The sequence below is a fragment of the Roseateles saccharophilus genome, from assembly GCF_031458095.1.
In the GTDB taxonomy this organism is placed as follows: Bacteria; Pseudomonadota; Gammaproteobacteria; order Burkholderiales; family Burkholderiaceae_C; genus Pelomonas; species Pelomonas saccharophila_A.
Genome location: NZ_JAVDXU010000001.1, coordinates 1 through 26,380 on the forward strand (window position 1 = coordinate 1; position 26,380 = coordinate 26,380).

General features: G+C 68.3%; 23 protein-coding genes. 19 read left to right on the top strand and 4 right to left on the bottom strand.

Features of this window, described 5'->3' with window-relative positions:
• From J2X20_RS00005 to J2X20_RS00045, 9 genes are all read left to right on the top strand, one after another.
• A partial coding sequence (locus J2X20_RS00005; protein WP_310259040.1) for an MFS transporter occupies positions 1-261 on the top strand: 261 nt, incomplete at its 5' end.
• A gap of 44 nt (positions 262-305) precedes the next feature.
• Entirely contained in the window at positions 306-1,313 is a 1,008-nt protein-coding gene (locus J2X20_RS00010) for a glycoside hydrolase family 62 protein (RefSeq protein WP_310259043.1), read from the top strand.
• Between the two features lie 31 nt (positions 1,314-1,344).
• A complete protein-coding gene (locus J2X20_RS00015; protein WP_310259045.1) occupies positions 1,345-2,919 on the top strand; it encodes a GH39 family glycosyl hydrolase in 1,575 nt (524 codons plus the stop codon).
• Complete coding sequence (locus J2X20_RS00020; protein WP_310259048.1) at positions 2,916-3,806, top strand: alpha/beta hydrolase; 891 nt, start codon at positions 2,916-2,918, stop codon at positions 3,804-3,806. Before J2X20_RS00015 ends, J2X20_RS00020 begins: the two co-directional genes overlap by 4 nt.
• Before the next feature lie 24 nt (positions 3,807-3,830).
• The gene (chvE, locus tag J2X20_RS00025) at positions 3,831-4,892 is read left to right on the top strand and encodes a multiple monosaccharide ABC transporter substrate-binding protein (RefSeq protein ID WP_310259050.1); all 1,062 of its coding nucleotides are present in this window, start codon (positions 3,831-3,833) and stop codon (positions 4,890-4,892) included.
• A complete protein-coding gene (gene mmsA, locus J2X20_RS00030; protein WP_310259053.1) occupies positions 4,892-6,433 on the top strand; it encodes a multiple monosaccharide ABC transporter ATP-binding protein in 1,542 nt (513 codons plus the stop codon). The genes chvE and mmsA overlap by 1 nt, the downstream gene beginning before the upstream one ends.
• Positions 6,434-6,441: 8 nt before the next feature.
• Positions 6,442-7,605 carry a multiple monosaccharide ABC transporter permease gene (gene mmsB / locus J2X20_RS00035; protein ID WP_310259055.1) on the top strand — a complete coding sequence of 388 codons (1,164 nt, stop codon included), beginning with the start codon at positions 6,442-6,444 and terminating at the stop codon, positions 7,603-7,605.
• 16 nt (positions 7,606-7,621) lie between these two features.
• The gene (locus J2X20_RS00040) at positions 7,622-8,350 is read left to right on the top strand and encodes a substrate-binding periplasmic protein (protein ID WP_310259057.1); all 729 of its coding nucleotides are present in this window, start codon (positions 7,622-7,624) and stop codon (positions 8,348-8,350) included.
• A gap of 31 nt (positions 8,351-8,381) precedes the next feature.
• Complete coding sequence (locus J2X20_RS00045) at positions 8,382-9,944, top strand: alpha-L-fucosidase (protein WP_310259059.1); 1,563 nt, start codon at positions 8,382-8,384, stop codon at positions 9,942-9,944.
• Between the two features lie 54 nt (positions 9,945-9,998).
• On the opposite strand, the gene J2X20_RS00050 is transcribed toward J2X20_RS00045, so the two are convergent.
• A complete protein-coding gene (locus J2X20_RS00050) occupies positions 9,999-12,170 on the bottom strand; it encodes a glycoside hydrolase family 9 protein (RefSeq protein WP_310259060.1) in 2,172 nt (723 codons plus the stop codon).
• A gap of 172 nt (positions 12,171-12,342) precedes the next feature.
• Between J2X20_RS00050 and J2X20_RS00055 the strand changes: the two genes are divergently transcribed.
• Genes J2X20_RS00055 through J2X20_RS00100 form a run of 10 tightly spaced genes read left to right on the top strand, consistent with a single transcriptional unit; the run spans position 12,343 to position 22,919 of the window.
• Positions 12,343-13,908: a sugar ABC transporter ATP-binding protein gene (locus tag J2X20_RS00055; protein ID WP_310259062.1), complete on the top strand. Its 1,566-nt coding sequence runs from the start codon at positions 12,343-12,345 to the stop codon at positions 13,906-13,908.
• Entirely contained in the window at positions 13,905-14,888 is a 984-nt protein-coding gene (locus tag J2X20_RS00060) for an ABC transporter permease (protein ID WP_310259064.1), read from the top strand. The genes J2X20_RS00055 and J2X20_RS00060 overlap by 4 nt, the downstream gene beginning before the upstream one ends.
• 28 nt (positions 14,889-14,916) lie before the next feature.
• Entirely contained in the window at positions 14,917-15,852 is a 936-nt protein-coding gene (locus J2X20_RS00065) for an ABC transporter substrate-binding protein (RefSeq protein WP_310259066.1), read from the top strand.
• A gap of 30 nt (positions 15,853-15,882) precedes the next feature.
• Positions 15,883-16,905, top strand: coding sequence for an aldo/keto reductase (locus J2X20_RS00070; RefSeq protein WP_310259068.1), 1,023 nt, complete (start codon positions 15,883-15,885; stop codon positions 16,903-16,905).
• A complete protein-coding gene (locus J2X20_RS00075) occupies positions 16,905-17,750 on the top strand; it encodes an amidohydrolase family protein (RefSeq protein WP_310259070.1) in 846 nt (281 codons plus the stop codon). Before J2X20_RS00070 ends, J2X20_RS00075 begins: the two co-directional genes overlap by 1 nt.
• The gene (locus J2X20_RS00080; protein ID WP_310259072.1) at positions 17,744-18,754 is read left to right on the top strand and encodes a zinc-binding alcohol dehydrogenase family protein; all 1,011 of its coding nucleotides are present in this window, start codon (positions 17,744-17,746) and stop codon (positions 18,752-18,754) included. Before J2X20_RS00075 ends, J2X20_RS00080 begins: the two co-directional genes overlap by 7 nt.
• Positions 18,748-19,866, top strand: coding sequence for a mannitol dehydrogenase family protein (locus tag J2X20_RS00085; RefSeq protein WP_310259074.1), 1,119 nt, complete (start codon positions 18,748-18,750; stop codon positions 19,864-19,866). Before J2X20_RS00080 ends, J2X20_RS00085 begins: the two co-directional genes overlap by 7 nt.
• 14 nt (positions 19,867-19,880) lie before the next feature.
• Positions 19,881-20,210 (top strand): L-rhamnose mutarotase, encoded by a 330-nt coding sequence (locus tag J2X20_RS00090; RefSeq protein WP_310259076.1) that lies wholly within the window; start codon positions 19,881-19,883, stop codon positions 20,208-20,210.
• Positions 20,200-21,726, top strand: a complete 1,527-nt coding sequence (locus tag J2X20_RS00095) for a UxaA family hydrolase (RefSeq protein ID WP_310259078.1) — start codon at positions 20,200-20,202, stop codon at positions 21,724-21,726. The genes J2X20_RS00090 and J2X20_RS00095 overlap by 11 nt, the downstream gene beginning before the upstream one ends.
• Positions 21,727-21,734: 8 nt before the next feature.
• Complete coding sequence (locus J2X20_RS00100) at positions 21,735-22,919, top strand: alpha/beta hydrolase family protein (RefSeq protein WP_310259080.1); 1,185 nt, start codon at positions 21,735-21,737, stop codon at positions 22,917-22,919.
• Here J2X20_RS00100 and J2X20_RS00105 read toward each other — a convergent pair.
• The 3 genes from J2X20_RS00105 to J2X20_RS00115 all read right to left on the bottom strand — a co-directional run bounded on the left by J2X20_RS00105 (position 22,907) and on the right by J2X20_RS00115 (position 26,334).
• On the bottom strand, positions 22,907-23,944 hold the full coding sequence (locus J2X20_RS00105; RefSeq protein WP_310259082.1) for a GAF domain-containing protein: 1,038 nt from the start codon (positions 23,942-23,944) through the stop codon (positions 22,907-22,909). The genes J2X20_RS00100 and J2X20_RS00105 overlap by 13 nt on opposite strands.
• Before the next feature lie 140 nt (positions 23,945-24,084).
• The gene (locus J2X20_RS00110) at positions 24,085-25,434 is read right to left on the bottom strand and encodes a glycoside hydrolase family 27 protein (RefSeq protein ID WP_310259084.1); all 1,350 of its coding nucleotides are present in this window, start codon (positions 25,432-25,434) and stop codon (positions 24,085-24,087) included.
• 309 nt (positions 25,435-25,743) lie between these two features.
• Positions 25,744-26,334 carry a hypothetical protein gene (locus J2X20_RS00115; protein ID WP_310259086.1) on the bottom strand — a complete coding sequence of 197 codons (591 nt, stop codon included), beginning with the start codon at positions 26,332-26,334 and terminating at the stop codon, positions 25,744-25,746.
• Positions 26,335-26,380 lie beyond the last annotated feature (46 nt).

A 26,380-nucleotide genomic window follows, 5' to 3' on the forward strand; every position in this document is an offset into this window, starting at 1 on the left:
GCCTGCCAGTCCTGGATCTCCAAGGTCGGCATTGCCCTGGGCACGGGCGCCTCGGGCTGGATCCTGCAGTTCACCGGCTTCGATGCCAAGCTGGAGGGCGCGCAGGCCCCGGACGCCATCTTCATGATCCGCATCCTGCTGTCCACCATCCCGGTCATCGGCCTGGTGCTGGCGCTGTTCTCGCTGCTGCGCTTTGAGCTGACCGAGGCGCGCATGGCCGAGATCCGCGGCAAGCTGGAAGCCACCCGGGGCAAGGTATGACGAAGCCAGCGTTCGGAACATTCTGGCTGGCGTCCTGCCTGGCATTGAGCCCCCTCGCCCACGCCGCGGAATCCGCCAAGCAGGCCGTGGCGTTCGAATGGAAATCCAGCGAGCCGCTGATCAGGCCGCCGGCCGACGCCAAGCACATCTTCGGCGTCAAGGACCCGTCCATCGTCTACCACGATGGCCGCTACCACGTCTTCATGACCACGGCGGGCAAGAACGGCTGGGGCATGGCCTACACGAGCTTTGCCCGCTGGGAAGAAGCGCCGCAGGCGCCGCTGTTCATGCTGGACAAGTCGCCCATCGGCCCCGGTTACCGCGCGGCACCTCAGGTCTTCTACTTCGCGCCGCAGAAGCTCTGGTATCTGATCTACCAGGGCGGCGACCCGCTGTATTCCACGACCCGTGACATCAACGATCCGCGTTCGTGGACGGCGCCGAAGCCCTTTTACCCGAACGTCCCGGAGTCGGTGAAGAACGCCAAGGGCGAGGCCGGCTGGCTGGACTTCTGGAACATCTGCGACGACCGCAACTGCCATCTCTTCTTCACCAACGACGGCGGCAGTTTCTTCCGCGCCGAAACGGCGATCGAGCGTTTCCCTCAAGGCTTCTCCGAACCCGTCGTCGTCATGAAGGAAAAGACCGAGGACCTGTTCGAAGCCAGCAACACCTACAAGATCGCCGGTACTGGCCAGTACCTGACGCTGATCGAGGCCATGCGGCCGGGCGGCCGCTACTTCCGTGCCTGGACGGCGGATCGTCTGGACGGCGCGTGGAAGCCCGTCCCCGGCGAGATGAACGTGTTCGCCGGCGCGGACAACGTCAAGTTCCCCGGCCGAGCCTGGTCCGAAGGCGTGTCCCACGGCGAAATGATCCGCGACGGCGTCGACCAGACGCTGAGCATCGATCCCTGCAAGCCGCTGAGATTCCTGTACCAAGGCCTGGACATGGAAAAGGACAGGAAATACGACTACATCGAACTGCCCTATCGGCTCGGCCTCATCACCGCCACGGCGCCCAACGTCATCAGCCAGATGTGCCGTAAATGAACGACCGTCCCGCCAACCCAGGACCGAACCCATGACCTTTTCCAACCGCCGCCAACTGCTGGCCGCCGCCGCTTCCCTGCCCCTCATGTCCACTGCCATCGCCGCCGCACCGCAGCGCCGCATCGTCTTCGACCTCGCGCTGGCCAAGCAGCCGCTGGACCGCTTCTTCGACCACTGCGTCGGCGCCGACTACCCCGGCACGACCTACCGCGAGGATGCGCTCGCGCAGTTGAAGACGGCCGTGGACGAGCTGGGCTTTCGCTATCTGCGCTTTCACGCCATCTTCCACGATGTCTTCAAGACGGTGACCCGCGACGCCAGCGGCCAGCTGGTCTTCGACTTCAGCGGCATCGACAAGCTCTACGACGCGATGCTGGCCCGCCGCATCAAGCCTTTCGTCGAGCTGGGCTTCACGCCACTGGCGCTGAAGACGTCCGACCTGAAGATCTTCTACTGGGCCGGCAACACCTCCCATCCCGAGCCTACCGGCTGGGTCTCACTGATCGAGGCCTTCACCCGCCACATCCTGCAGCGCTATGGCGCGGCCGAGGTGCACAGCTGGTACTTCGAGGTCTGGAACGAGCCCAACCTGGATGGTTTCTGGGAGAAGGCCGACCAAAAGGCCTACTTCGACCTCTACACGCGCACGGCCAAGGCCATGAAGGCGATCGATGCGCAGCTGCGCGTCGGCGGCCCGTCCACGGCCGGCGCGGCCTGGGTGCCGGAGTTCCTGGCCCACGCCAAGGCGACGGACACGCCGGTGGACTTCATCACCACGCACACCTATGGCGTGGACCACGGCTACCTGGACGAGTTCGGCCAGGAGGACCGCATGCTGTCGCCCAACCCCGACGCCATCGTGGGCGACGTGAAGCGCGTGCGCCAGCAGATCGAGGCCTCGCACCTGCCCGGCCTGCCCCTGTTCTTCACCGAGTGGAGCACCAGCTACAACCCGCGCGACCTCGTGCACGACAGCTATATGAGCGCGCCCTATGTGCTGACCAAGCTCAAGCAGAGCCAGGGCCTGGTCCAACACATGAGCTACTGGGTCTACAGCGACCTCTTCGAGGAACCCGGCCCGCCGGACGCGCCCTTCCATGGCGGCTTCGGCCTGATGACGCGCGAGGGCATCCGCAAGCCGGTGTGGTTCGCCTACCGCTATCTGGCCGCCCTGCAGGGCAAGGAAGTGCCGAGCAGCGACGGCTTCAGCTGGGCCGCGACGGACGGCCAGCAGGTCCAGGCTCTGGTCTGGGACTGGCGCAATACCGAGCAGAAGGTCAGCAACCGCAGCTTCTTCGGCAAGCCGCGGCCGGCGCATGACGTGGGCACGACTACGGTCGAGCTGCGCCACCTGCCGCCGGGCCGCTACCAGCTGACGCAGCGCCGCACCGGCTTCGAGATCAACGATGCCCACACCGCCTACTTGAAGATGGGATCACCGAAGAACCTGGACGCCAGGCAACTGGCCGAGCTGCAGGCGCTGACGACCGACAAGCCCGAAGTGCAGCGCGAAGTGAAGGTCGGCGCCAATGGCAGCGCAACGGTCACGCTGAAGCTGCGCAGCCACGACGTCGTGCTGCTGAGCCTGAAGAAGGTAGCCGCATGAAGCGCCGTGCAGCCCTGCTGGCCCTGTTGATCACCACGGCTGCACAGGCCCAGCAGGCCGACGGCCAGGCCGAAGCCCGGGCCAACTTCAACCGCACCGTGGTGCTGGCGGCAGACGACGTGCGCGCCTTCCCCAAGCCGCCCGCCGGCTTCGATGATGCCAACCCGGCCCTGCCGCAAGGCCAGGTCGTCGAGTTCGGCTATGACTCGGCCGTCACCCGGACCCAGCGCCAGGCCCTGGTCTATCTGCCGCCCGGCTACTCGCCGCAGCGCCGCTACCCCGTGCTCTATCTGCTGCACGGCATCGGCGGCAACCAGCACGAGTGGCGCGGCTATGTGCGCGGCACGGCCGTGCTGGACCGGCTGCTGGCCCAGGGCCAGGCCCAGCCCATGATCGTCGTCATGCCCAATGGCCGGGCCCGGGCCGACGACGCGCCGCCGCCGGCCGAGCGCACCTTCACCCCCGATCACATCGCGGCCTTTGCCAGCTTCGAGGCCGATCTGCTGAATTCGCTGATCCCGGCCATCGACGCGAAATACGCCACCCTCGCCAACGCCGACCACCGCGCCATCGCCGGCCTGTCGATGGGCGGCGGGCAATCGCTGAACTTCGGCCTCAGCCACCGCGAGACCTTCGCCTGGGTCGGCGGCTTCTCCTCGGCCCCCAACACCCGCCCCGCCGCCGAGCTGCTGCACGGCAAGGGCGACTTCAAACTGGTCTATCTGTCCTGCGGCAACCGCGACGGACTGATCAACGTCTCGCAGTCCATGCATCGCGAGTTGAAGGCGCTGGGCGTCGCCCACGTCTGGAACGTCGACGAGTACGGCCACGACCGCGAGAGCTGGGCCGAGAACCTGTACCACTTCGCCCAGCGGCTGTTCCGCTGAGCGCACACACCACAAGGAGACGACATGCGCCGCACCACCTTCCTCGCCCTCGGCCTGCTGCTGAGCCTGGCCCCGTCCGCCGCCGTGCTGGCCCAGGGCAAGGGCACCGTCGGCATCGCCATGCCGACCAAGAGCTCGCAACGCTGGATCGCCGATGGCGAGAACATGGTCAAGGCCTTCAAGGCCTTGGGCTACAACACCGACCTGCAGTACGCCGACGACGAGATCCCCGTCCAGCTGTCCCAGGTCGAGAACATGGTGACCAAGGGCGTCAAGGCCCTGGTCATCGCGTCCATCGACGGCAGCACGCTGTCGAGCACGCTGCAGAAGGCCGCCGAGAAAGGCGTCAAGGTCGTCGCCTATGACCGCCTGATCCGCGGCAGCAAGAACGTCGACTACTACGCCACCTTCGACAACTTCCAGGTCGGCGTGCTGCAGGCCAACTCCATCGTCGACAAGCTCGGCCTCAAGCAGGGCAAGGGGCCGTTCAACCTGGAGGTGTTCGCCGGTTCGCCCGACGACAACAACTCCGGCTTCTTCTACGACGGCGCGATGAGCGTGCTCAAGCCCTATCTGGACAGTGGCAAGCTGGTGGTGCGCAGCAAGCAGCTGGGCGCGATGAAGGTGGGCATCCTGCGCTGGGACGGCGCCACCGCCCAGGCCCGCATGGACAACCTGATGTCGGCCTTCTACGGCAAGGACAAGCTGCACGCCGTGCTGGCGCCGGCCGACATCCTGTCCATCGGCATCATCTCGTCGCTGAAGGGCGTCGGTTATGGCACGCCCAGCCAGCCCATGCCCGTCATCACCGGCCAGGACGCCGACCTGCCCTCGGTCAAGGCCATCCTGCGCGGCGACCAGACCTCCACGGTCTTCAAGGACACCCGCCAGCTCGCCAAGGTGACGGCCGACCTCGTCGACGCCGCGCTTTCGGGTCGCACGCCCCAGGTCAATGACACCAAGACCTACAACAACGGCGTCAAGGTGGTGCCGTCCTATCTGCTCAAGCCGGTGGCCGTCGATTCGACGAACCTGAAGTCGGTTCTCGTCGACAGCGGCTACTACAAGGAAAGCCAGCTGAAGTGATGCAAGCCCCTGTGCAGCCGGGCGCGCTGCTCGAGATGCGCGCCATCGGCAAGAAGTTCCACGGCGTGGTGGCGCTGCGCCATGTCGACCTCGCGGTGCGGCATGGCGAGATCCATGCCGTGATCGGCGAGAACGGTGCGGGCAAGTCGACGCTGATGAAGGTGTTGTCGGGCGTCTATCCGCATCCCGAATACGAGGGCGAGATCTGGTTCGACGGCGAACTGCAGCAGTTCGGCGGCATCCGCCACAGCGAAGCCCGCGGCATCGTCATCATCCACCAGGAGCTGGCGTTGATCCCGCAGCTGTCGATCGCCGAGAACCTCTTCCTCGGCCACGAGCAGGCCCGCGCCGGCGTCATCGACTGGCAGCGCACGCATCGGCGCGCCGTCGAACTGCTCCAGCAAGTCGGCCTGCAGGAGTCGCCCAACACCCTGGTGGGCGACATCGGCGTCGGCAAGCAGCAGCTGGTCGAGATCGCCAAGGCCCTGGCCAAGGACGTGCGGCTGCTCATCCTGGACGAGCCCACGGCCAGCCTCAACGAGGACGACAGCGCGGCGCTGCTGGAGCTGCTCAAGCGGCTGCGCGCCAGCGGCGTGGCCTGCGTGCTGATCTCGCACAAGCTCAACGAGATCGCCGCCGTGGCGGACGCCATCACCGTGCTGCGCGACGGCGCCACCGTCACGACGATGGACTGCCGCCATGCGCCGCCGGCCGAGGCCGAGATCGTCCGCGCCATGGTGGGCCGCGAGATGCAGGACCGCTACCCCCGGCGCCAGCCCAACCCGGGCGAGCTGCTGTTCGAATTGAAGGACTGGTGGGTCGAACACCCGCTGCACGTTGGCCGCGAGGCGGTCAAGGGCGTGAACCTCAACGTGCGCCGCGGCGAGATCGTCGGCATCGCCGGCCTGATGGGCGCCGGCCGCACCGAACTGGCCATGAGCGTCTTCGGCCGCTCCTGGGGGCGGCGCATCCGCGGCTCGGCCTGGATGAAGGGCCGGCAGGTCGATGTCTCCACGGTCCGGCGCGCCATCCAGGCCGGCCTGGCCTATGTGACCGAGGACCGCAAGGCCCTGGGCCTGGTGCTGCAGGACAGCATCGCCCACAACACCAGCCTGTGCCGCCTGGAAGGCATCTCCCGCCTTGGCGTCATCGATGAACCCGGCGAGCATGCCGTGGCCAATGATTTCCGGCGCCGCATGGCCACGCGCTGCGCCGGCGTCGAGCAGCCGGTGGGCGACCTGTCGGGCGGCAACCAGCAGAAGGTCGTGCTGTCCAAGTGGCTGTTCACCGACCCCGACCTGCTCATCCTCGACGAGCCGACGCGCGGCATCGACGTCGGTGCCAAGTTCGAGATCTACAGCCTGATCGCCGAACTGGCCGCCCAGGGCCGCGCCATCCTGATGATCTCCTCCGAACTGCCGGAACTGCTCGGCATGTGCGACCGCCTCTACCTGATGAACGAGGGCGAATTCGTCGGCGAGATGCCGACCGCCGGCGCGACCCAGGAAACCGTCATGCACGCCCTGTTGGGCACCCACTGAATCCCGCCATGCTTCCCTCTTCCCTGCGCAACTTCCTGGCTTCGCATCTGCGCGACTACGGCATGCTGCTGTCCCTGGTCTGCATCATGGGCTTCTTCCAGGTGCTCACCGACGGCACCCTGCTGCAGCCGCTCAACCTGACCAATCTCTTCCTGCAGAACAGCTACATCGTCGTCATGGCGCTGGGCATGCTGCTCGTCATCGTGGCAGGCCACATCGACCTGTCCGTCGGCTCGGTGTGCGGATTCATCGGTGCGCTGGGCGCCGTGCTGATGGTGCAGATGGAATGGCCGGTGCTGCCCGCCATGCTCGCCTGCCTCGTGGCGGGCGCCGTCATCGGCGCCGTTCAGGGGGCCTTCGTGGCCTGGCTGAAGATTCCCTCCTTCATCGTCACCCTGGCGGGCATGCTGGTCTTCAAGGGTCTGGCGCTGGCCCTGCTCAGCGGTCAATCCATCGGTCCCTTCCCCGACAGCTTCCAGGGCCTGGCCAGCGGCTTCCTGCCGGAGCTGGCCGGCACGGTGGGGCACCCGGCATCCCTGGCCCTGGGCCTGGGCGGCGTGGCCCTGCTGGCGCTGCGTGAGCTGCTGGCTCGCCGCAAGGCCGCTTCACTCGGCGCCGCGGCCGAACCCCTGCCCCTGTTCCTGCTGCGGCTGCTCGCGCAGAGTGCGGCGCTGGCCGCCCTGGTCTGGCTGATGGCCTCCTACAAGGGCCTGCCCAATGTGCTGCTGCTGATGGTGGTGTTGATCGCCGTCTTTGTCTTCATCACCCGGCGCACGACGCTGGGACGGCGCATCTACGCCCTGGGCGGCAATGAACGCGCGGCCCGCCTGTCGGGCATCCCGACGGAAAGGCTGACCCTGCTGTGCTTCATCAACATGGGCGTGATGGCGGCTTTGGCCGGCCTCGTCTTCGCTGCGCGGCTGAACACGGCCACGCCCAAGGCCGGCCTGGGCTTCGAGCTCGACGTCATTGCCGCCTGCTTCATCGGCGGCGCCTCGGCCTCGGGCGGCGTCGGCAAGGTGACGGGCGCCGTCATCGGTGCCTTCGTCATGGGCGTCATGAACAACGGCATGTCCATCCTGGGCATAGGCATCGAGTGGCAGCAGGTCATCAAGGGCGTGGTGCTGCTGGCTGCCGTCGTCTTCGACGTCTACAACCGCCGCAAGGGCTGAGGGCCTCAGCGTCGTGATGCAAGCCTGCCGACGGCTGATGCTGGCCGCCGCGCTGCTGGGCGGCGCGACTGCCCAGGCCGCCGACCCGGCGGTGCTGCGCATCGTCGCGCCCACCAACCAGTCCATGCCCTTGCTGAGAATGGCCGGCGCACAGCCCGCCGAAGGCCTGCTCAAGGATGTCGGCGAAGCCCTGGCCGAGCGCGTGGGCCTGAGCGCCCGCTTCATTCCCCTACCCAGCAAACGCGCCGGGCCTGCAGTGGCTTCTGGCGCGGCCGACCTGCTCTGCTATGTCAAGCCGGGCTGGCTGGAGGACAAGGTGCTCTGGACCCATGCCTTCCTGCCGGGCACCGGCATCGTCGCCGCCCATCCGACCGCCCCGCCGGTGACGATGCTGCACGAGTTGAGGGACGAGCCCCTCGGCACGGTGCTGGGCTATCGCTACCCCATCCTCGACCAGGCCTTCATGCAGGCCATACGCCGCGAGGACGTGGCCGACGCAACCACCAATCTGCGCCGGCTGGCCCTGGGCCGCATCCGCTACGCCGTCACCGACCGCGCAGCCCTCGACTATTTCCTGAGAGACAACCCGGACAGCGGCCTGCGCGAGGCCATCGAGGTCGAACGCTACCAGCTGGGCTGCGCCCTGTCTCCCGACAAGGCGGCCCTGCTGGCGCCCCTGAACCGCGCCATCGACCGCATGCAGGCCGACGGCACGCTGGAAGCCCTGGTCAACCGCTACCGCTGAACACACTGACAAGCAACAAGATGGAGACGACATGTCCGAACTGAGCAAACGCACTTTCCTCGCCACCCCGCTGCTGGCGGCCGCCGGCCTCGGCGCCGCACGCCTGGCGCAGGCCCAGGCCTGCGAGCGCCCGGCGCCCGCGGCTTACAAGCCGCCGCCCGCGTCGGCCGGCCCCTTCTCCGCCGCGACCGACTCCCTGCGCTCGTCCGTGGTGCCCACGTGGTTCCGGGATGCCAAGCTGGGCATCTGGTCGCACTGGGGCCCTCAGGCCGTGCCGGGCCAGGGTGACTGGTATGCCCGCTTCATGTATGTGCCCGGCCATCCGCACTACGACCACCATGTGAAGACCTACGGCCACCCCTCGGAGGTCGGCTACAAGGACATCATCCCGCGCTGGAAGGCCGAGCGTTTCGAGCCCGAGGCGTTGATGGACCGCTACGTGGCAGCGGGCGCGAAGTACTTCGTCTCGATGGGCGTTCACCACGACAACTTCGACCTGTGGAACTCCAAGCACCACCGCTGGAATGCCACCAAGCTTGGCCCCATGCGCGACGTGGTGGGCGACTGGGCCCGGGCCGCACGTAAGCGCGGGCTGCGCTTCGGTGTGTCGGAACATCTGGGTGCCAGCCACAACTGGTGGTGGACCAGCCATCAATGCGACCAGTTCTGGCCCAAGCTCGGCGTGGCCTATGACGGCGCCAAGCCGGAGAACTTCGACCTCTACCACGAGCCGCACGACACGCCCTATCTGAACCGCGGCGGCGATTGGTACACGACCAACCCGAAGTTCCACGAGATCTGGTACCGCCGCATCGTCGACCTGATCGACAGCCACCAGCCGGACCTGCTGTACTCCGACGGCGGCATCCCGTTCGGCGAGGTCGGCCGGGCCGCCATCGCGCATCTCTTCAACACCTCGGTGCGCCGCAACGGCGAGATGCAGGCCGTGTACAACCACAAGGCGCTGGGCTCCGGAGATTTCATCCGCGAGATCGGCGTGCAGGACGTCGAGCGCGGGGTGCTCGAAGGCATCAACCCCCTGCCCTGGCAGACCGACACCTCCAACGGCGACTGGTTCTTCTCCGAGCACGACCGCTACAAGACGCCGGCCCAGGTGCTGACCATGCTGGCCGACATCGTCAGCAAGAACGGCAACCTGCTGCTCAACGTGGTGCAGCGCGCCGATGGCTCGCTGGCACCCGAGTCGGATCGGCTGCTGACGGAGATGGCCGCGTGGATGAAGGTCAACGCCGAGGCCATCCACGGCACGCGACCGTGGAAGGTCTACGGCGAAGGCCCGACCCAGGCCGCCAGCGGGGCCTTCCAGGAAGACACGGCCTACACGGCGCAGGACATCCGCTTCACGACCCGCGGCGGCGCGCTGTACGCGCTGACGCTGGGTGAACCCAAGGGAAGCGTGAAGATCGCGTTGCTGCATCGCGGCAATGCCCACGAGCCGCGCCCGGTGCGCCGGGTCGAGTTGCTGGGCGCCGGGCCGCTGCGCTTCCGCCAGGACGCACAGGCGCTGGAGGTCGACATGCCCGAACGGCTGCCCAGCCGCCACGTCAGCGCGCTGCGCGTCACCTTCGATTGAAGGGCACGGTCGCCGCTGACACGCAGCGGCGGCCGTCCCCAAGGCTTCAGCGCCTCACTTCACGAAGCGGGCCAGCAGCCGGATGTAGTTGGTCTGGTAGCCGTTGGACGGCTCGCTGATCGGCCACGATTGCAGCGGCCAGCCATCGTTGAAGTCCAGGTAGGACTTTTGCGGCGGCTGACCGTAGGGCGGCGTCGGCCGGGTCGAGCCGCAGGCCGCGGAGATGCCCGGGCAGCGCGAGTCCCAGTCCCACTGGCCGTAGTTCGGGCCGCCGACGAGATAGCCGGGCGCCGGGCCGTAGGTGGAAGTGGCGGCGCTGTCCCACTGCGCACTGCCATCGGCGAACCAGGTGTGGAAGATCTGGTTCACCGAGTTCTCGGCGCCGAAGCTGACCATGTTGGTCAGGTAGGCCTTGCCGAGAGGATTCACGCCGTGCAGATAGTGCAGATAGTCCAACGCCGCGTTGGACACGTCGTCGGCCGTATGGCGGCTGATGCCGTAGTAGCCCTCCTCGGTGAACAGCGTGCCCGCATTGGCCTTCACGGCATTGCTGCCCCAGGTGTAGCTGTCGATGTAGGCGCGGTAGGGGTCCTTCTTCGCGTCGATGGCGCCCCAGCCGCCGTAGTCGCTGCGGCCCCACAGGTCGAGGTAGCGCGTGCGGATGGCCGTGGCGATGCTCGACGTGGCGCCCGGCAAGGCGGCGTAGTACAGCAGGTTGCGCGCATTGCCGGCGTTGAAGGCCGAGAGGTAGTAGGAGGCGAACATCGGTGCCTCTGTGTAGTGGGCGTCGACGTAGTTGCGGTAGCTCGTGTCGCCGGTGGCGGCGAACAACTTGATGGCGGCGATCAGGCGCAGCTCGGCGCGGCCGGCATCGTCGGTCTCCTGCTGGCCGGCACCCAGGCCGCTGGTGCCATTGGCGGCGTCGTTGTTGCGGAAGACGACGTTGGGGTTGGCCAGGGCCCAGGTCCAGGCGCGCTGGGCGCGCGTCTTCAGGTCGGCGGCATAGGTGTTCATCGCCGTGTTGTTCAGGCTGGCGAAGACCTTGGCTCCTTCCGCATAGGCCGCCGCGCTGGCCAGCGTGGCGGAAGTGCTGGCATCGCCGTAGTAGCTCGGCGCGGTGGCGGCGGACGGCGGGCTGGCGCCGGCCAGGCCGACGATGGACAACACCGAGCCGTCGCTGTTCTGCATGCGCACCAGCCAGTCGAGGCCCCACTTCGCTTCGTCCAGGATGTCGGGGATGCCGTTCCAGGACTCGGGGATGTTGAAGTCGTCGGTGAAGACCGTCGGGTTCTGGACGTAGGCCTCCACCAGGTCCTGCGCGTAGGCCGCTGCCCAGCTGGTGTACTTGTTCAGGTCGCCGGCGTCGTACCAGCCGCCGCGCAGGTCACGTGCCGTGTTGGCGTTGTTGGGGTCGAGGAAGCGCCGCGCCTGCGTGTCCTGGCCGGCTTTCAGGTGGCTCGCAGCATCGGCCCAGCCGGCACCCGCGTTGTTGGCGCTCTTGGTCTGGCCGGCGCGCTGGTAGAAGAACATGCGCACGGCCTGGATCAGCACGTTGCGGTAGATGTTGTCGCCGATCTCGAAACGGGCCGAGCGCTGGTTATTCGTCGAGTCGACGATCTCGTAGGTGCCCGGCGTCGTGATGCTGCTGAAGTCGAAATGCCAGACCTGGTCGCCCGAGGAGGCGTCGGTCTGCAGGCCGTTCCAGTCCTGAGGCCAGGCGGTGTAGACGACGGCGCTCGTGGCGGCATTCACCACCTGGAGCTGCTGGGGCCAGTAGCTCTGGTTGCTGTCATAGCCGACCTTGGGGAAGCGCAGCACGGCCACCTTGCGCGAATTCGGCAAATAGCCAAACTGGTCGACCATGATGAACTTGCCGGCGTTGGAGGCCATGGCCGGCCAGACGGTGAAGTTGTACGACTGGGTAGTCTTGGCGCCGCAGCTGTTGGTGTAGGTCGCCGTGGCGGTGCAGCTGGCGGTGAGCTTGAGGGTCTGCTCGCGCGAGGTGCCGGAGGCGCCGCAACCGCTCCAGGACCAACTGCCCGAGACGGGCTGCGGCCCCAGCACGACGCGGGAGCCGGCGTTCAGCGAGGCTGAGGCTTTCACGGCCCAGGAGGTCGTGCCATTGATGTTGAGATAGGGCGTGGTCGCGCTGGGTTGACATGTCTGCGCCCAGACGGGCGCTCCCAACGTGGCCGCTGCGAGCAGCAGGCTTTTTCTGATGTCCAAGGCTTGTCTCCTGTTTTGATGAGCGTTCCAGGGAACGGCAATTGGTCTTACCAAATTGCAGGCGCAGGATAGGGTTGAGCCCCTGAACGGCTGTGAGAGGGTTTACACTGGTCAGACCAATAACAAAGTGTGTCAAAGTGGAATTACCAAAACACAGGTTCAAAAAGAGATCATGAGTACCCCCTTGCCCGACGATTGGCGGGCGCCGCTGCTGCGCACCCAAGGCGTCTGCAAGCGCTTTGACAACGTCGTGGCGCTGTCCGGCGTGGCGCTGGAAGTGCGCCGCGGCGAGGTGCACGCCATCTGCGGCGAGAACGGTGCCGGCAAGTCCACGCTGATGAAGATCCTCAGCGGCGTCTACACGCCAGACGACGGCGAGATCCACTTCGATGGCGAGCCGGTGCGCATCGGCGGCCTGCGCGAGGCGCAGGCGCTGGGCATCGTCATGATCCACCAGGAGCTCAACCTGGTGCCCCACCTCACGGTGGCCGAGAACATCTGGCTGGGGCGCGAACCGCGCCGCGGTTGGTTCGTCGATCGCGAACGCCAGCGCGAAGGCGCGCGCGCCTGCCTGCAGCGCCTGGGCGTGGACATCGATCCCGACGTCGAGGTCTCGACGCTGTCCATTGCCCAGCAGCAGATGGTCGAGATCGCCAAGGCACTGTCCATGCAGGCTCGCCTGCTCATCATGGACGAGCCGACCTCCTCGCTGGGCGAGGCCGACACCCGGCGCATGCTGCAGGTGGTGCAGGACCTCAAGCGTGAAGGCGTCGGCATCCTCTACATCTCGCATCGCCTCGACGAGCTGGAGCACATCGTCGACCGGGTCACGGTGCTGCGCGACGGCCAGTACATCGCCACGATGGACTGGAAGGACACGAGCATTGCCGAGATCGTCAGCCTGATGGTGGGGCGCGAACTCAACCAGCAGTTCCCTCAGGCCAACCGCCAGCCCGACGACCAGGTGCTGCTGCGCGTGCGCCAGCTGAAGCGGGACGGCGTCTTCGGACCGGTGGATTTCGAGTTGCGCCGCGGCGAGATCCTCGGCTTCGCAGGCCTCGTCGGCGCCGGCCGCACCGAAGTGGCCCGGGCCATCTTCGGTGCCGACCGGCTCGACTCGGGCTCCATCGAACTGGACGGCCAGGCCCTGGCCATCCGTTCGCCGGGCGACGCGATCGCGGCCGGCATCGCCTACCTGTCCGAGGACCGCAAGGCCCACGGCCTGGCGGTGAAGATGAGCGTGGCCCACAACATCACGCTGGCCAATCTGGGCGCGCTGTCCAGCCGGCTCGGCTTCATCGATGCGGCGCGCGAGCACGAGACGGCCGACACCTTCATCCGCCGTCTGAACATCCGCACGCCGTCGCCAAGCCAGATCACCCGCCTGCTGTCCGGCGGCAACCAGCAGAAGATCGTCATTGCCAAGTGGCTCTTCCGCCAGGCGCGGGTCATCCTGTTCGACGAGCCGACACGCGGCATCGACGTCGGCGCGCGCTACGCCATCTACGAGCTGATGGACGAGCTCGCCGCGGCGGGCATCGGCGTCATCATGATCAGCTCGGACCTGCCCGAGATCATGGGGCTGACCGATCGCGTCGCCGTCTTCCGCCAGGGCCGGCTTGCCGCCATGCTCGAGACTCGCCACTGCAGCCAGCAGCACATCATGCACCACGCCTCGGTCGGCCCGGCCGAGGTCTCCGAGCCGCCCCACGCGGCCCTTGCTACCACCGGCCCATGAACGACCGCCAGAAAGACCTGATTCAGAAATTCGCCGCGCTGGCGGGCCTGCTCATCCTCATCCTCGTCTTCTCGATGACGAGCAGTGCCTTCTTCAGCCTGGGCAACGCGATGACGGTGGCCCTGCAGGTCACCTCCATCGTCTACCTCGGCATCGGCGCCACCTTCGTCATCCTGACCGGTGGCATCGACCTGTCGGTGGGCTCCGTGCTGGCCCTGTCGGGTGTCGTGGCCGGCCTGCTCGTCAAGGCCGGCATGCCGGTGGCACCAGCCATGGTGCTGGGCATCGTCGTCGGCGCGCTGTGCGGCGCCGTCAATGGCCTGTGCGTCACCAAGCTCAAGCTGCCGCCCTTCATCGCGACGCTCGGAATGATGCTGGTGGCGCGCGGCATCGCCCTGCAACTCACCGATGCGCGGGCCGTCTCGGGCCTGGGTGAAGCGTTTGGTGCGCTGGGCAACGGCGCGCTGTGGCGCATCGAGGAGATCGACGAGCAAGGCTTTCCCAACGTCGTCTTCCCCGGCATCCCCTATCCGGTATTGCTGATGGTGGCATTGGCCGTCGTCGCCGGCGTCCTGCTGCGGCGCACGACGCTGGGCCGCCACATCCATGCGGTCGGCTCCAACGGAGAAGCGGCGCGCCTGTCCGGCGTGAACGTCGGCCGCGTCGCGATGTTTGCCTACGTCACTTCGGGTGCCCTGGCCGGCCTGGCCGGCTGCGTGCTGATGTCGCGCCTGGTCACCGCACAGCCCAACGAGGGCGTCATGTATGAGCTCGATGCCATCGCGGCGGCCGTCATCGGTGGCACCTCGCTGATCGGCGGCGTCGGCACCGTCTCGGGCACCGTCATCGGCGCCTTCGTCATCGGCGTGCTGCGCAACGGGCTGAACATGAACGGCGTCTCATCCTTCACCCAGCAAATCATCATCGGCGGGGTCATCCTCGTCACCGTCTGGATCGACCAACTCCGCAACCGGCGCTGAAGACCGGTTCCATCCCAGGAGACAAAACATGCCCCATCTGCGCCATGCGCTGCTCAGCGCCTGCCTTGCCCTGCTCGGCACCGCCCATGCCGGCGAGATCGCCGTCATCGTCAAGACCACCAACTCCACCTTCTGGCAGAACGTCAACAAGGGCGCCGCGGCCGGCATGAAGGAGGTGAACGGCCACACGATGACCTTCTCCGGCCCGGCGAGCGAATCCGCCATCGCCGACCAGGTCAACCTGGTCGAGAACGCCGTGAACCGCCGCGTCGCCGGCATCGTGCTCGCCCCCTCCGACCCCGACGCCCTGGTGCCGGCCATCAAGAAGGCCTGGGAGGCACGCATCCCGGTCGTGCTGATCGACTCCCAGGTGTCCGACGCCGGCAAGACCTACTACCAGTCCTTCCTGACGACCGACAACCGCGCTGCCGGCGAGCTCTGCGCCAAGGAGCTGATCGCCAAGGTCGGCACAACGGGCAAGGTGGCCGTGATGTCCTATGTCGCCGGCTCCGGTTCCGAGGTGGGCCGCGTCGGCGGCTTCACCAGCTATCTGAAGGCCCATTCCAAGCTGGAGATCGTCGGCCCCTTCTATTCACAGTCGCAGATGGCCACGGCGCTCAACCAGACCACCGACGTGCTAGCCGCCCATCGCGACCTCAAGGGCATCTTCGGCGCCAACGAGCCGACCGCCGTCGGCATGGGCCGGGCGCTGGTGCAGAGCGGACGCGCAGGCAAGGTGGTGGCCATCGGCTTCGATGGCAACCAGGACCTGCAGAAGTTCGTGGACGACGGCAGCCTCGCGGGCATCGCCGTCCAGGGCTCCTTCCAGATGGGCTTTCTGGGTGTCAAGACCATCCAGGACGTGCTGCAGAAGAAGCCGGTGCCCAAGTTCCGCGACACCGGTGTCGTCTGGGTCACCAAGGGCAATCTGAAGACGCCCGAGGCGCAGGCGGTCCTGTACTGAATGAGCCCGCGACGATCGTCCCTCCTGCGCATGAACAAGTTTTCCAGTCGCCCTCTCGGCCGCACGGACCTGCGGCTGAGCACGCTCGGGCTGGGCGCCGCGGCGCTGGCGGGCCTGTATGACCCGGTGGACGACGCGACCGCCGCGGCGACCCTGCAGGCGGCGTGGGACCAGGACCTGCGCTTCATCGACACCGCGCCCTTCTATGGCTATACGCGCAGCGAAAGGCGCGTGGGTGCCTTCCTGGCAGGCCGCAGGCGCGCCGGCTATGTGCTCGCCACCAAGGTCGGCCGCCTGATGACGCCGGACCCGAGCGTGCAGTGCGGCAGCGACGGCTGGGCCAACCCCCTGCCCTACCGGCCGGTCTTCGACTACAGCTACAGCGGCGTCATGCGCTCCTTCCAGGACAGCCTGCTGCGGCTGGGCGTGGAGCGCATCGACATCCTGCTAGTGCATGACATCGGCCGGCTCACGCACGGCGAGCTGCACGAGGTGCACTGGCGGGCGCTGACCCAGGGCGGCGGCTTTCGAGCCCTCGAAGAGTTGCGCAACCAGGGCCTGGTGCGGGCCATCGGCCTGGGCGTCAACGAATGGGAAATTGCCGAGGAGGCGCTGGCGGCGGCGCCGCTGGATTGCGTCTTGCTCGCCGGGCGCTACACGCTGCTCGAACAGGGCGCCCTGCATTTCCTCGACGCCTGCGCCGCAGCGGGCGTTGGCGTGATCGTCGGCGGCCCCTTCAATTCCGGCCTGCTGGCCGGACAGGCGAAATACAACTACGGCAGCGTGCCGCCCGATGTGATGGCCCGGGCGCGCGCGCTGGCGTCGGTCTGCGCCGAGTTCAAGGTCCCGCTGGAGGCCGCTGCGCTGAACTTCCCGCTCGCACACTCCGCAGTCACCAGCGTGCTGGTCGGCATGCGCTCCCCCGAACAGGTGCAAGCCAATGCAGACTGGGCCCGCCGCCCCTTGCCTGCGGAACTCTGGCAGGCCCTGCGCGCACGCCACCTCATCCACCCCGAAGCGCCGCTGCCGGCGGGCAGCGTGAAGGAGGGTTGATGAAAGTCGACGCGCATCAGCATTTCTGGCGCCTGGCAGACCGCCAGGGCCAATGGCCTCCGGCGTCGCTGGCGGCCATCCACCGCGACTTCGCGCCCGACGACCTGGCGCCGCATCTGAAGGCAGCGGGCGTCGAGGCGACCGTGCTGGTCCAGTCCTTGCCCAGCGTGGCGGACACGCACTGGATGTTGGCGGTCGCGGCCGAGACGCCCTGGGTGCGCGGCGTCGTCGGCTGGGTGGACTTCAAGGCCTCCGACGCCGCCCAGCAGATCGAGACACTGGCCCGCAATCCGCTGCTCAAGGGCCTGCGACCCATGCTGCAGGACCTGCCGGACACCGACTGGATCGCGGACCGGGCCTGCGACCCGGCTGCCGAGGCCATGCAGCGCCATGGCCTCGTCTTCGACGCCCTCGTGCTGCCCCGACATCTGCGCGCCCTGAGGCGCTTCGCCAGTCGCCACCCGGATCTCCCCATCGTCATCGACCACGGCGCCAAGCCCTTCATCGCCCGCGGCGAGATCCAGCCCTGGCACGCCGACATGGCCGCCCTCGCCGTGCTGCCCAACGTCCACTGCAAGGTCTCCGGCCTGTTGACCGAAGCCGGCGAGCGCGGTGATGCGGCCGCGCTGCAGCCCTATGTCCAGACCATGTGGCTGTTGTTCGGCGCCAGCCGCCTGCTGTGGGGCAGCGACTGGCCGGTCCTCAACCTGGCTTCGGACTACGCCGGCTGGTGGGAACTCGCCCACGCGCTGGCCCAAAGACTCTACCCAGCTCCCCAAGCTGACGACCTACGTGCGCTCTTCGGGGGCAATGCCGCCCGCCTCTACCACCTCGACCCATGCTGACCGTTACCTGCGAATCCCCCGGCCGCCTCGTCGCTCTGGACCGCCCTCGCCCCACCCGCCTTGCTGGCGAGGTGCTGCTGCGCGTCAAGCGTGTCGGCGTCTGCGGCACCGACCTGCACATCTTCACCGGCCACCAGCCCTATCTCGAATACCCCCGCGTCATGGGGCATGAGCTGTCGGGCATCGTCGAGGAAGCGGAGCCCGGCAGCGGCTTCACCTCGGGCGATCCGGTCTATGTGATGCCCTATCTGTCCTGTGGCGACTGCGTCGCCTGCCGCCAGGGCAAGACCAACTGCTGCACGCGCATCCAGGTGCTGGGCGTGCACCGCGACGGCGCCTTCACGGAGTTCGTCAGCGTGCCGAGCCGCTTTGTCGGCAAGGCCGAAGGCATCACCCTGGACCAGGCGGCCATGCTGGAGTTCCTGGCCATCGGTGCTCATGCCGTGCGGCGCGGCGAAGTGCAGCCCGGCCAGCGCGTCCTGGTCGTCGGCGCCGGACCCATCGGCCTGGGCGTCATGCTGTTCGCCAAGCTGCGCGGCGCCGTGGTGACGGCCATCGACGGCCGCCCGGATCGGCTCAGCTTCGCGCGCCAGCACATGGGTGCTGACAGCGCTGTACCCCTGGGCGAAGGAGACGAGGCCGAGCTGTCGCGCCTGACGGGCGGCGAGTTCTTCGACCTGGTGTTCGACGCCACCGGCAGCCGCCAGGCCATGGAGCGCGGCTTTCGCTTCATCGCCCACGGCGGGCGCTATGTCCTCGTGTCCATCGTGCAGGGCGAGCTCTCCTTCTCCGACCCGGAATTCCACAAGCGCGAAGCGACGCTGCTCGGCAGCCGCAATGCCACGACCGAGGACTTCGAGACCGTCATGCAGGCCATGCGCGAAGGCCTGGTACCCGATGCGGCCCTCGCCACGCATCGCCTGGCCCTGGTCGACGTGCCCACGGGTTTCCCGAACCTGCTGGACCCCGCCCAGGGCGTGATCAAGGCCTTAGTCGAGTGCTGAACGCCGGCCATCCCATCCTGCAGTTCGGCACCAGCCGCTTCCTGCAGGCCCACGTCGACCTCTTCGTCAGCGAAGGCGATGACGCGCTGGGCGGCATCACCGTCGTGCAGGGCACCGACAACCCGAGCAGCACGCGCCGCCTGCAGGCGCTCGCCGAGGGCTATGACGTCATCATCCGTGGCCTGAGCCAGGGCGAGGCGGTGGAGGTCCGCAAGACCTGCCGTTCGGTGCGCGAGACCCTCCACGCCCGCGCCGACTGGGGCACGGTGCGCGAGCGCGTGCGCGGCCCCGTGCAGGTCATCGTCTCCAACACCGGCGACGGCGGCTGGGTGCTGGACCCCCGCGACAGCGCCGCATCGCTGCGCGAAGGCGCGCCCGCGCCAGCATCCTTTCCGGCACGGCTGCTGGCACTGCTGCATGACCGCTGGCAGGCTCAACCAGCCGCCGAGCTGACACTGCTGCCCTGCGAACTGGTATCCCGCAACGGGGACGCGCTGCGCGATCTGGTCACCGGCCTCGCCGCCGACTGGCGCTGCGCGCCGGCATTCACCGACTGGCTGCGCCACCACGTCGTCTGGGCCAACTCGCTGGTGGACCGCATCGTGTCGGAGCCCTTGGAGCCGGCCGGTGCCATCGCGGAGCCCTACGCCCTCTGGGCCATCGAGGTCCAGCCCGGGCTGCAACTTCCCTGCAGGCATCCATCCATCGTGTTGACCGACGAGCTGGTCAAGTACGAAAGGCTGAAGCTCTTCCTGCTCAACCTCGGCCATTCGCTGCTTGCCGACCTGTGGCTGCGAGGCCGTCTTGGCGCCGACATGACGGTGCTGCAGGCCATGCGCGAACCCAGCCTGCGCGAGCCCCTCGAGCAGGCCTGGCAGCAGGAAGTCCTGCCGGTGTTCGAGGCACTCGGCCAGGGCAAAGACGCGCGCGACTACCTGGTGGATCTGCGGGATCGCCTGCTCAACCCCTTCCTGGTCCACCGCCTCGCCGACATCGCGCAAAACCACGAGTTGAAGAAGCAGCGCAGGCTGCAACCCGTCGTGCAGCTGGCCCAGGTGTATGCCCCTGGCCTGGCCCAGCCGAGGTTGACGGCCGCCCTGGCTCCGTACTGAACAAGGAAAACGCTATGCAACGCATGGGCATGGTCATCGGCATCGCACCGGAACACATCGGCGAGTACAAGCGCCTGCACGCGGCCGTCTGGCCGGGCGTGCTGGCCCGCCTGGCGCAGTCCAACATCCGCAACTACAGCATCTTCCTGCGCGAGCCGGAGAACCTGCTGTTCGGCTACTGGGAATATCACGGCAGCGACTTCGACGCCGACATGGCCGCCATCGCCGCCGACCCCGAGACCCGCCGCTGGTGGACCTTCTGCGGTCCCTGTCAGCGCCCGCTGGAGAGCCGCGCGGCCGGCGAGCACTGGGCCTCGATGGAGTGCGTCTTCCATGTCGACTGAAGCCCTGCCGGCGCATGCGCTGATCCAGCTGCACGGCCGCGACAACGTCGCCGTGGCGCGCGTGGCGCTTGATAAGAATGCCGAGGTCGCACGGCCCGACGGCACCGTGCTGCTCGTCAGCGATGCGGTGCAAGCCGGCCACAAGATCGCGCTGCGCGCCATCGCGCCGGGCGAGCCGGTGTTGAAGTACGGTCAGCCCATCGGCCTGGCGAGCCAGCCCATCGCGGCGGGCGCCCATGTCCATGGGCACAACCTCGAGATGGCGCGCGCCCTCCCCGCCCAGGCCGTCGACGCGGCTTTGTCAGTGCGCATCGAACCAGGCCAGGCGGCCACCTTCGAGGGCTATGTCCGCGCCGACGGGCGCGTCGGCACGCGCAACTACATCGGCGTCGTGTCGTCGGTCAACTGCTCGGCCAGCGTCTGCAAGGCCATCGCGCGCGCCTTCGAAGGCCCGGGCGCCCTGCCCGGTGTCGACGGCGTCGTCGCGATCACGCACGGCAGCGGCTGCGGCATGAGCGACGGCGAAGGCCTGGCCCTGCTGCGCCGCACGCTGCGTGGCTATGCCAGCCATCCCAACTTTGCGGCCGTCCTCGTCATCGGCCTGGGCTGCGAGGTCAACCAGGTCGGCGCCCTCCTCGACGGTGTGGAGACAGGAGGCCGCGTGCACGGCCTGACCATCCAGGCCGAAGGCGGCACGCGCGAGACCATCGAGCGCGGCCAGGCCCTGGTGCGTGAACTGGCGGCCGAGGCCGCCAAGGCCCGGCGCAGCACGGTGCCGGCCTCCCATCTCGTCGTGGGCCTGCAATGCGGCGGCTCCGACGGCTATTCCGGCATCAGCGCCAACCCGGCGCTGGGCGCCGCCGTCGACCTGCTGGTGCAACACGGCGGCACGGCCATCCTGTCGGAGACGCCGGAGATCTATGGCGCCGAACATTTGCTGATCGCGCGCGCCACCCGCCCCGAGGTGGCCGAGCGCCTGCTGGCGCGGCTGCGCTGGTGGGAGGACTACGCGGCCCGCAACGGCGCCGAGCTGGACAACAACCCGTCGCCGGGCAACAAGGCCGGCGGCATCACGACCATCCTCGAGAAGTCGCTGGGCGCCGTTGCCAAGGCCGGCAGCAGCCCGCTGACCGATGTGCTCGGCTATGCCGAGCCGGTGCGCGGCCAGGGCCTGGTCTTCATGGACACGCCGGGCTACGACCCCGTATCGGCCACCGGCCAGGTTGCCGGCGGCGCCAACCTGATCTGCTTCACCACCGGGCGCGGCTCGACCTATGGCTGCAAGCCCACACCCTCGCTGAAGCTGGCCACGAACACGCCCTTGTTCAGGCGCATGGCCATGGACATGGACTTCAACGCCGGCGGCATCGTCGACGGCACGCAGAGCGTTGCCGAGGCCGGCGAGGCGCTGTTCCGCTTGATGCTGGAGACCGCCTCGGGCCGGCCCACGCTCAGCGAGGAACACGGCCTGGGCGACAACGAGTTCGTGCCCTGGCAACTGGGCGCGGTGATGTGATGGCTGTCATGACCGACCGCTGCGGGCGCCGCGCTTTCCTCGGCGGCCTGTTGCTCGCGCCGCTGGCCACGATCGCCGCTCCCACGGGGTGGACAGCCGGCCGGGGCCCTTACCAGGTCGGCAGCAGCTGCCTGCTGGCCGAGCCTGCCTCCGCGGCACCGTCGGAGCATTACCTCATCGGCCGCTGGCAGCCGCAAGGCTCGCTCTACCTTGACCAGCTGATCAAGGACCGCAGCGCCACGCTGGTGATCGACGTGAAGGTGCCCGCGGACTGGCCCGGCGCGGGGCGCCTGGCCGGCTGCAGCCTGCCGGTAGTGCTGTCGGTGCTCTACCCGACGCCGGCCACCAACGACCGACCCGACTACACCTTCCCGGAAGAGCATGGCTGGTACCGCCTGCCGCATATGCAGCGCCCCGGCGAAACGCCCCTGTTCGCCGACGAGAAGGCGCGCTACCCCCTGGTCATCCACTCGGGCGGGCAGAATACGCATGGCCTGTGGCATCTGTCGAAGCTGCAGCACCTGGCCTCGCGCGGCTACATCACGGTCGACGTCTATCACGGCGACGGCCGCACGCCGGGCTTCGGCGAATCGGTGGGGCTGCGCAGCCTGGCCGTGCGCGCGGCCCTGGACCATGTGCTGGCCCACCCCCACTACGCCGACCACATCGATGCCGAACGCATCGGCGCCACCGGCAGCAGCGCTGGTGGCCTGACCGTGCTGACGCTGCTGGGCGGATCGAATCCGGCGCGGCCCGGTCTCTCCCTCGCCGACGAGCGCATCAAGGCCGGCTTCGGAACGGTGCCCTTCGCCGGCTTCTCCGCGGCCGCTGCACGGGCCATGGGCATCCCGCCAGGCGCGAGGCTGGATTTCTGGAACTTCGGCGAAGACTTCGCCGGCCTCGCCGCCGTCAAGCGGCCCTGGTTCGCCGTCAGTGGCGAGCTGGACCGCAACGTGCCCGCGGCCGACGTGCTGGCCGCCGCCCGTGCCATGGGGGGGCCCGCCTGGGTGGTGGAGATGAAGGGCCAGACCCACGGCTTCAACGACGCCGCCAACGCACAGACCTATGACTGGGAGGCGGCCTTCTTCGACGCCCATTTGCGCGGCGACGCGGCCGCCCGCGACCTGCTGCGTCCCGGCGCCGACCCGGCCGGGCCCGGGGCTCTCGGCCGCATGCGGCTTCAGCCGGCCTGATCACGGGCGACCAGCGCGGGGTTGCGGTCGGGCAGCTCCAGGCTGGTCACGAGGACGCATTCCTCGCCGAGATAGGGCATGGGCACCGCGTTGAGGAGGGCCTCGCGCACCTCGCCGTGCACGTCCCGGACCCGCAGCGCGAGGTTGCTGACCCGGCCTTCGGCGCTCAGCACGGCATAGAAGCGCTCACGGTCCTCGGGCAGCAGGCCATAGGCATGCAGGGCCGTGGTTGACCCCAGCAGCGCAGCGCGGTCCAGACTGTAGAGGTCGCACAAGGTCTGGTTGACCTCGACGATGCGGCGCTCCTGGATCGAGACGATGGCCATGGGCAGCGGCGCGCCGAAGAAGAGCGCGCTGAAGCGATCCCGCCCAGCCGCGATCTCCTGCTGGGCGGCCCGCTGGGCCCGCTTGGCGTCGATGTTGTCGAGGGCAAAGGACAGGTCGTCGCCGAGTTCATCCAGCAGCGCCAGCAGCTCGGCGTCGAAGAAGCCGGGCTGGCCGGCACAGAGCATCAGCACGGCGCTGACCTCGCCGGCGCGGCGCAGCGGAATCCAGGCGATGGCGCGCACGCCCTGGGCCACGGCCTCGCTGCGCCAGCGGCCGGCCAGGGGGTCCAGGACATAGTCGTTGCTGACGAAGCGGCGCCCCTCGCGCAGCGCGCGGGCCGTGTAGGAGGCCTGGACTTCCGGCTGCGTCAGGTCCAGCGGGTCGGGCACGTTCTCCAGCACCTGGGCCGCCGGCCCGGCCGTGGCGCCGCGGCGGGCCAAGCTGCCGTCACGGACATAGACGCAGGCCAGCACCGCATGGCCGGTCTGCACGCAGAGCTGGCAGGCCTCGCGCCACAACGTGGCCTCGTCCTCGATGCGCAGTACGGCGCGGTTGGCGCGCGACAGCGTCAACAGGAAGCCGGACAAACGCTCCGCCCGAGCCCTGGCCGCCCGGCCCGCGCGCCGCTGTCGCAGCAGCAAGCCGAGCAGGCCCGCAAACACTCCCGAGATGACGATCGCTGCCACGGCGTCGACCATGCGTCCTCCTCGTAGACCCTGCCGGCTCCCGCCTGGCATTGTGGTCCCGTCAGCGACGCCAGTCTGCGCTCCTTCGCGCATCTAGCGAGGTGCGGGCCCGCTGCCGCAGAACCAACCCAGCGGCCGGGCCGAGCGACTCGTCAGCTGAGCAGATAGAGACCGGCGCCGTGCGACGGCAGGACCGCAGCGAAGCGCCCGGCGGCCGGGGCCAGCGGCCCTCTGGTCCACAGGTCGCGCACCTGGCGCACGCCGTCCAAGCCCAGGTCCCGCAGCGCAACGGAGACCTCACGCGCCTTGTCGGTCGGGTTGAACAGCGCGACGTAGCGGCCCTTGCCGTCGGCCGGCCGTGCCGACCAGATGCGCACGAAGTCCTCGACGAAATGCGGCCGGTTGTCCGAGCTCGACTGGTCCACGGCCAGCACCTCGGGGTTGGTCAGCAGCGCCAGCGTCGCCTCGTCCAGGTGGCGCAGGTCGCCGCCCATGATCAGCGGCGAGCGGGTGATGGCCCACAGCGTCATCAGCGTGCGCTGTTCGTCGGGGGTGAAGCGGGTGTCGCGCTCACCGAGGGCCAGGCGGCCCAGCGGCAGCATGTCCGGGTCCGGCCAGGCGCCAGGCTGCCGCCAGGGGTTCCAGTTTTCCAGGCGGGTGAACTGGGCCTCCAGCATGTGCCACTCGTCCCAGAAGTCGTCGGAGATGCGCCACATCTGCGCATGCCGGCGCACATGCTCGGCGCGGCTCACCGGTGTCTCGCCGGGCGACAGGCTGAGCACCATGGGCCGCTTGGTGCGCTGGATGGCGCGGTGGGCGGCCTCGATCTCCGGCGCATGGGCGTCATAGGGGCGGCTCATGTCGTCCATCTTGATGAAGTCGACGCCCCAGGAGGCATAGAGCGCAAAGACACTGTCGTAGTAGGCCTGGGCGCCGGGCTTGCGCATGTCGACGCCGTACATGTCGGGGTTCCAGGTGCAGATGCTGGTGGTGTCGGCGATGTCGGCGGCGCGATAGGACGTGCCCAGGATGGGCAGGTTGCGCTTCACGGCCAGGCGCGGGATGCCGCGCATCAGGTGGATGCCGAACTTCAGGCTCATGGCGTGAACGTCGGCCGCCAGCGCGGCGAAGCCCTTGCCACCGGCGCTGGACGGGAAGCGGTTCTCGGCCGGGATCAGCCGGCCGTAGCCGTCCAGCGCCGGCTCGGGGTTGGCGGCATAGGTGTAGCTCGACGCCCCGGGCTCGTACCACTGGATGTCGATGGTGAAGACGCTGTAGCCGGCCGGCAGCAGCCTGTCAGCCATGATGCGGGCGGTCTCGCGGGCCTGGGCCTCGTTGATGGTGGTGGCAAAGCTGTTCCAGCTGTTCCAGCCCATCGGCGGCGTGGGCGCCAGCAAGCCCTTGGCGGATGCTGCTGCGGAGGAGGCGGCCTGGGCGGGCAGCGTGGACGCCGCGATGCCGGTGAGGCCTGCGCCGATCAAATTCCTGCGGTTCAATGACATGGGAGGTTTTCTTGTCTCGGTGTTGTCGTGGCTTGCGGTGTACGGGCTTGCGTTCAAAGGTGCCAATCGTGTTTTCGGTCGAGTCGATGCCGGTTTTCGTATCCCCTGGTGGGACGGCCGCTGTTGCTGCTGTGGCTATTCGGCAGCCGCGATGGTGGCATTGGGCGGACGCCCGAACAGGCCCAATAAGGCTATCGAGATGACGATCGCAGCCGCGGTGCCAACCCTATGCCCTCCTCGCCAGGCCGCGCTGGCTGATGCCAGGCATTCCGGCCTCATCCTCGTCGAGGCCGCGTTTCGTCTCCTGCGTCAAGGCGCGCACATGAACGGCTTGGCCGGCAATGCCGTGACGACCGCGGCTGCCTCGACCGCCGGTGCCAGCTTCGGCAAGGCCTGCGTCAGCGCTGCGCGGTCCTGGTCAAGTTCGCGGCGTAGCGCCACCCTGTCGCCGTCCAGCACGAAGTTGCCGATGTAGACGGTGTGGCCGGCGGGCAACTGGAAGGCTTGGTCGATACCATCGAAGCGCACGCCGCTGACCTCGTGCATCCTGTTGAAGGCGCTGTAGATGTAATGCCCCGCCGGCAGTTCGAAGGCGAAGAAGCGGATCGGCGCGCCGGCCCCGGGCACCGCAGCCTCGATCCGGTTGTAGGTCCAGCAGCCGCCGGTGATCGCCTGCCGGGCGATGTCGTATTGGTCCAGGACCACCCTGAAATCCTGGAGGCGCGATGCGCGGTCGACTGTCAGGCCGACGATGGCAATGGCTCGACTGCTGCCGGGGGCGGGTGTCCCGCCGGCATAGAGCCTGGTTGCGTTGACGATGCAGCCGGCCAAGCCGAGGCAACCCGCGGCGAGGGCGAACTTGCGGATGTCGTTGAGAGGGGATCGATGGGCGATGGTCATCGTGAGACTCCGGAAAACGGCTCGTCCGGCCAAGCCGGTACAACGG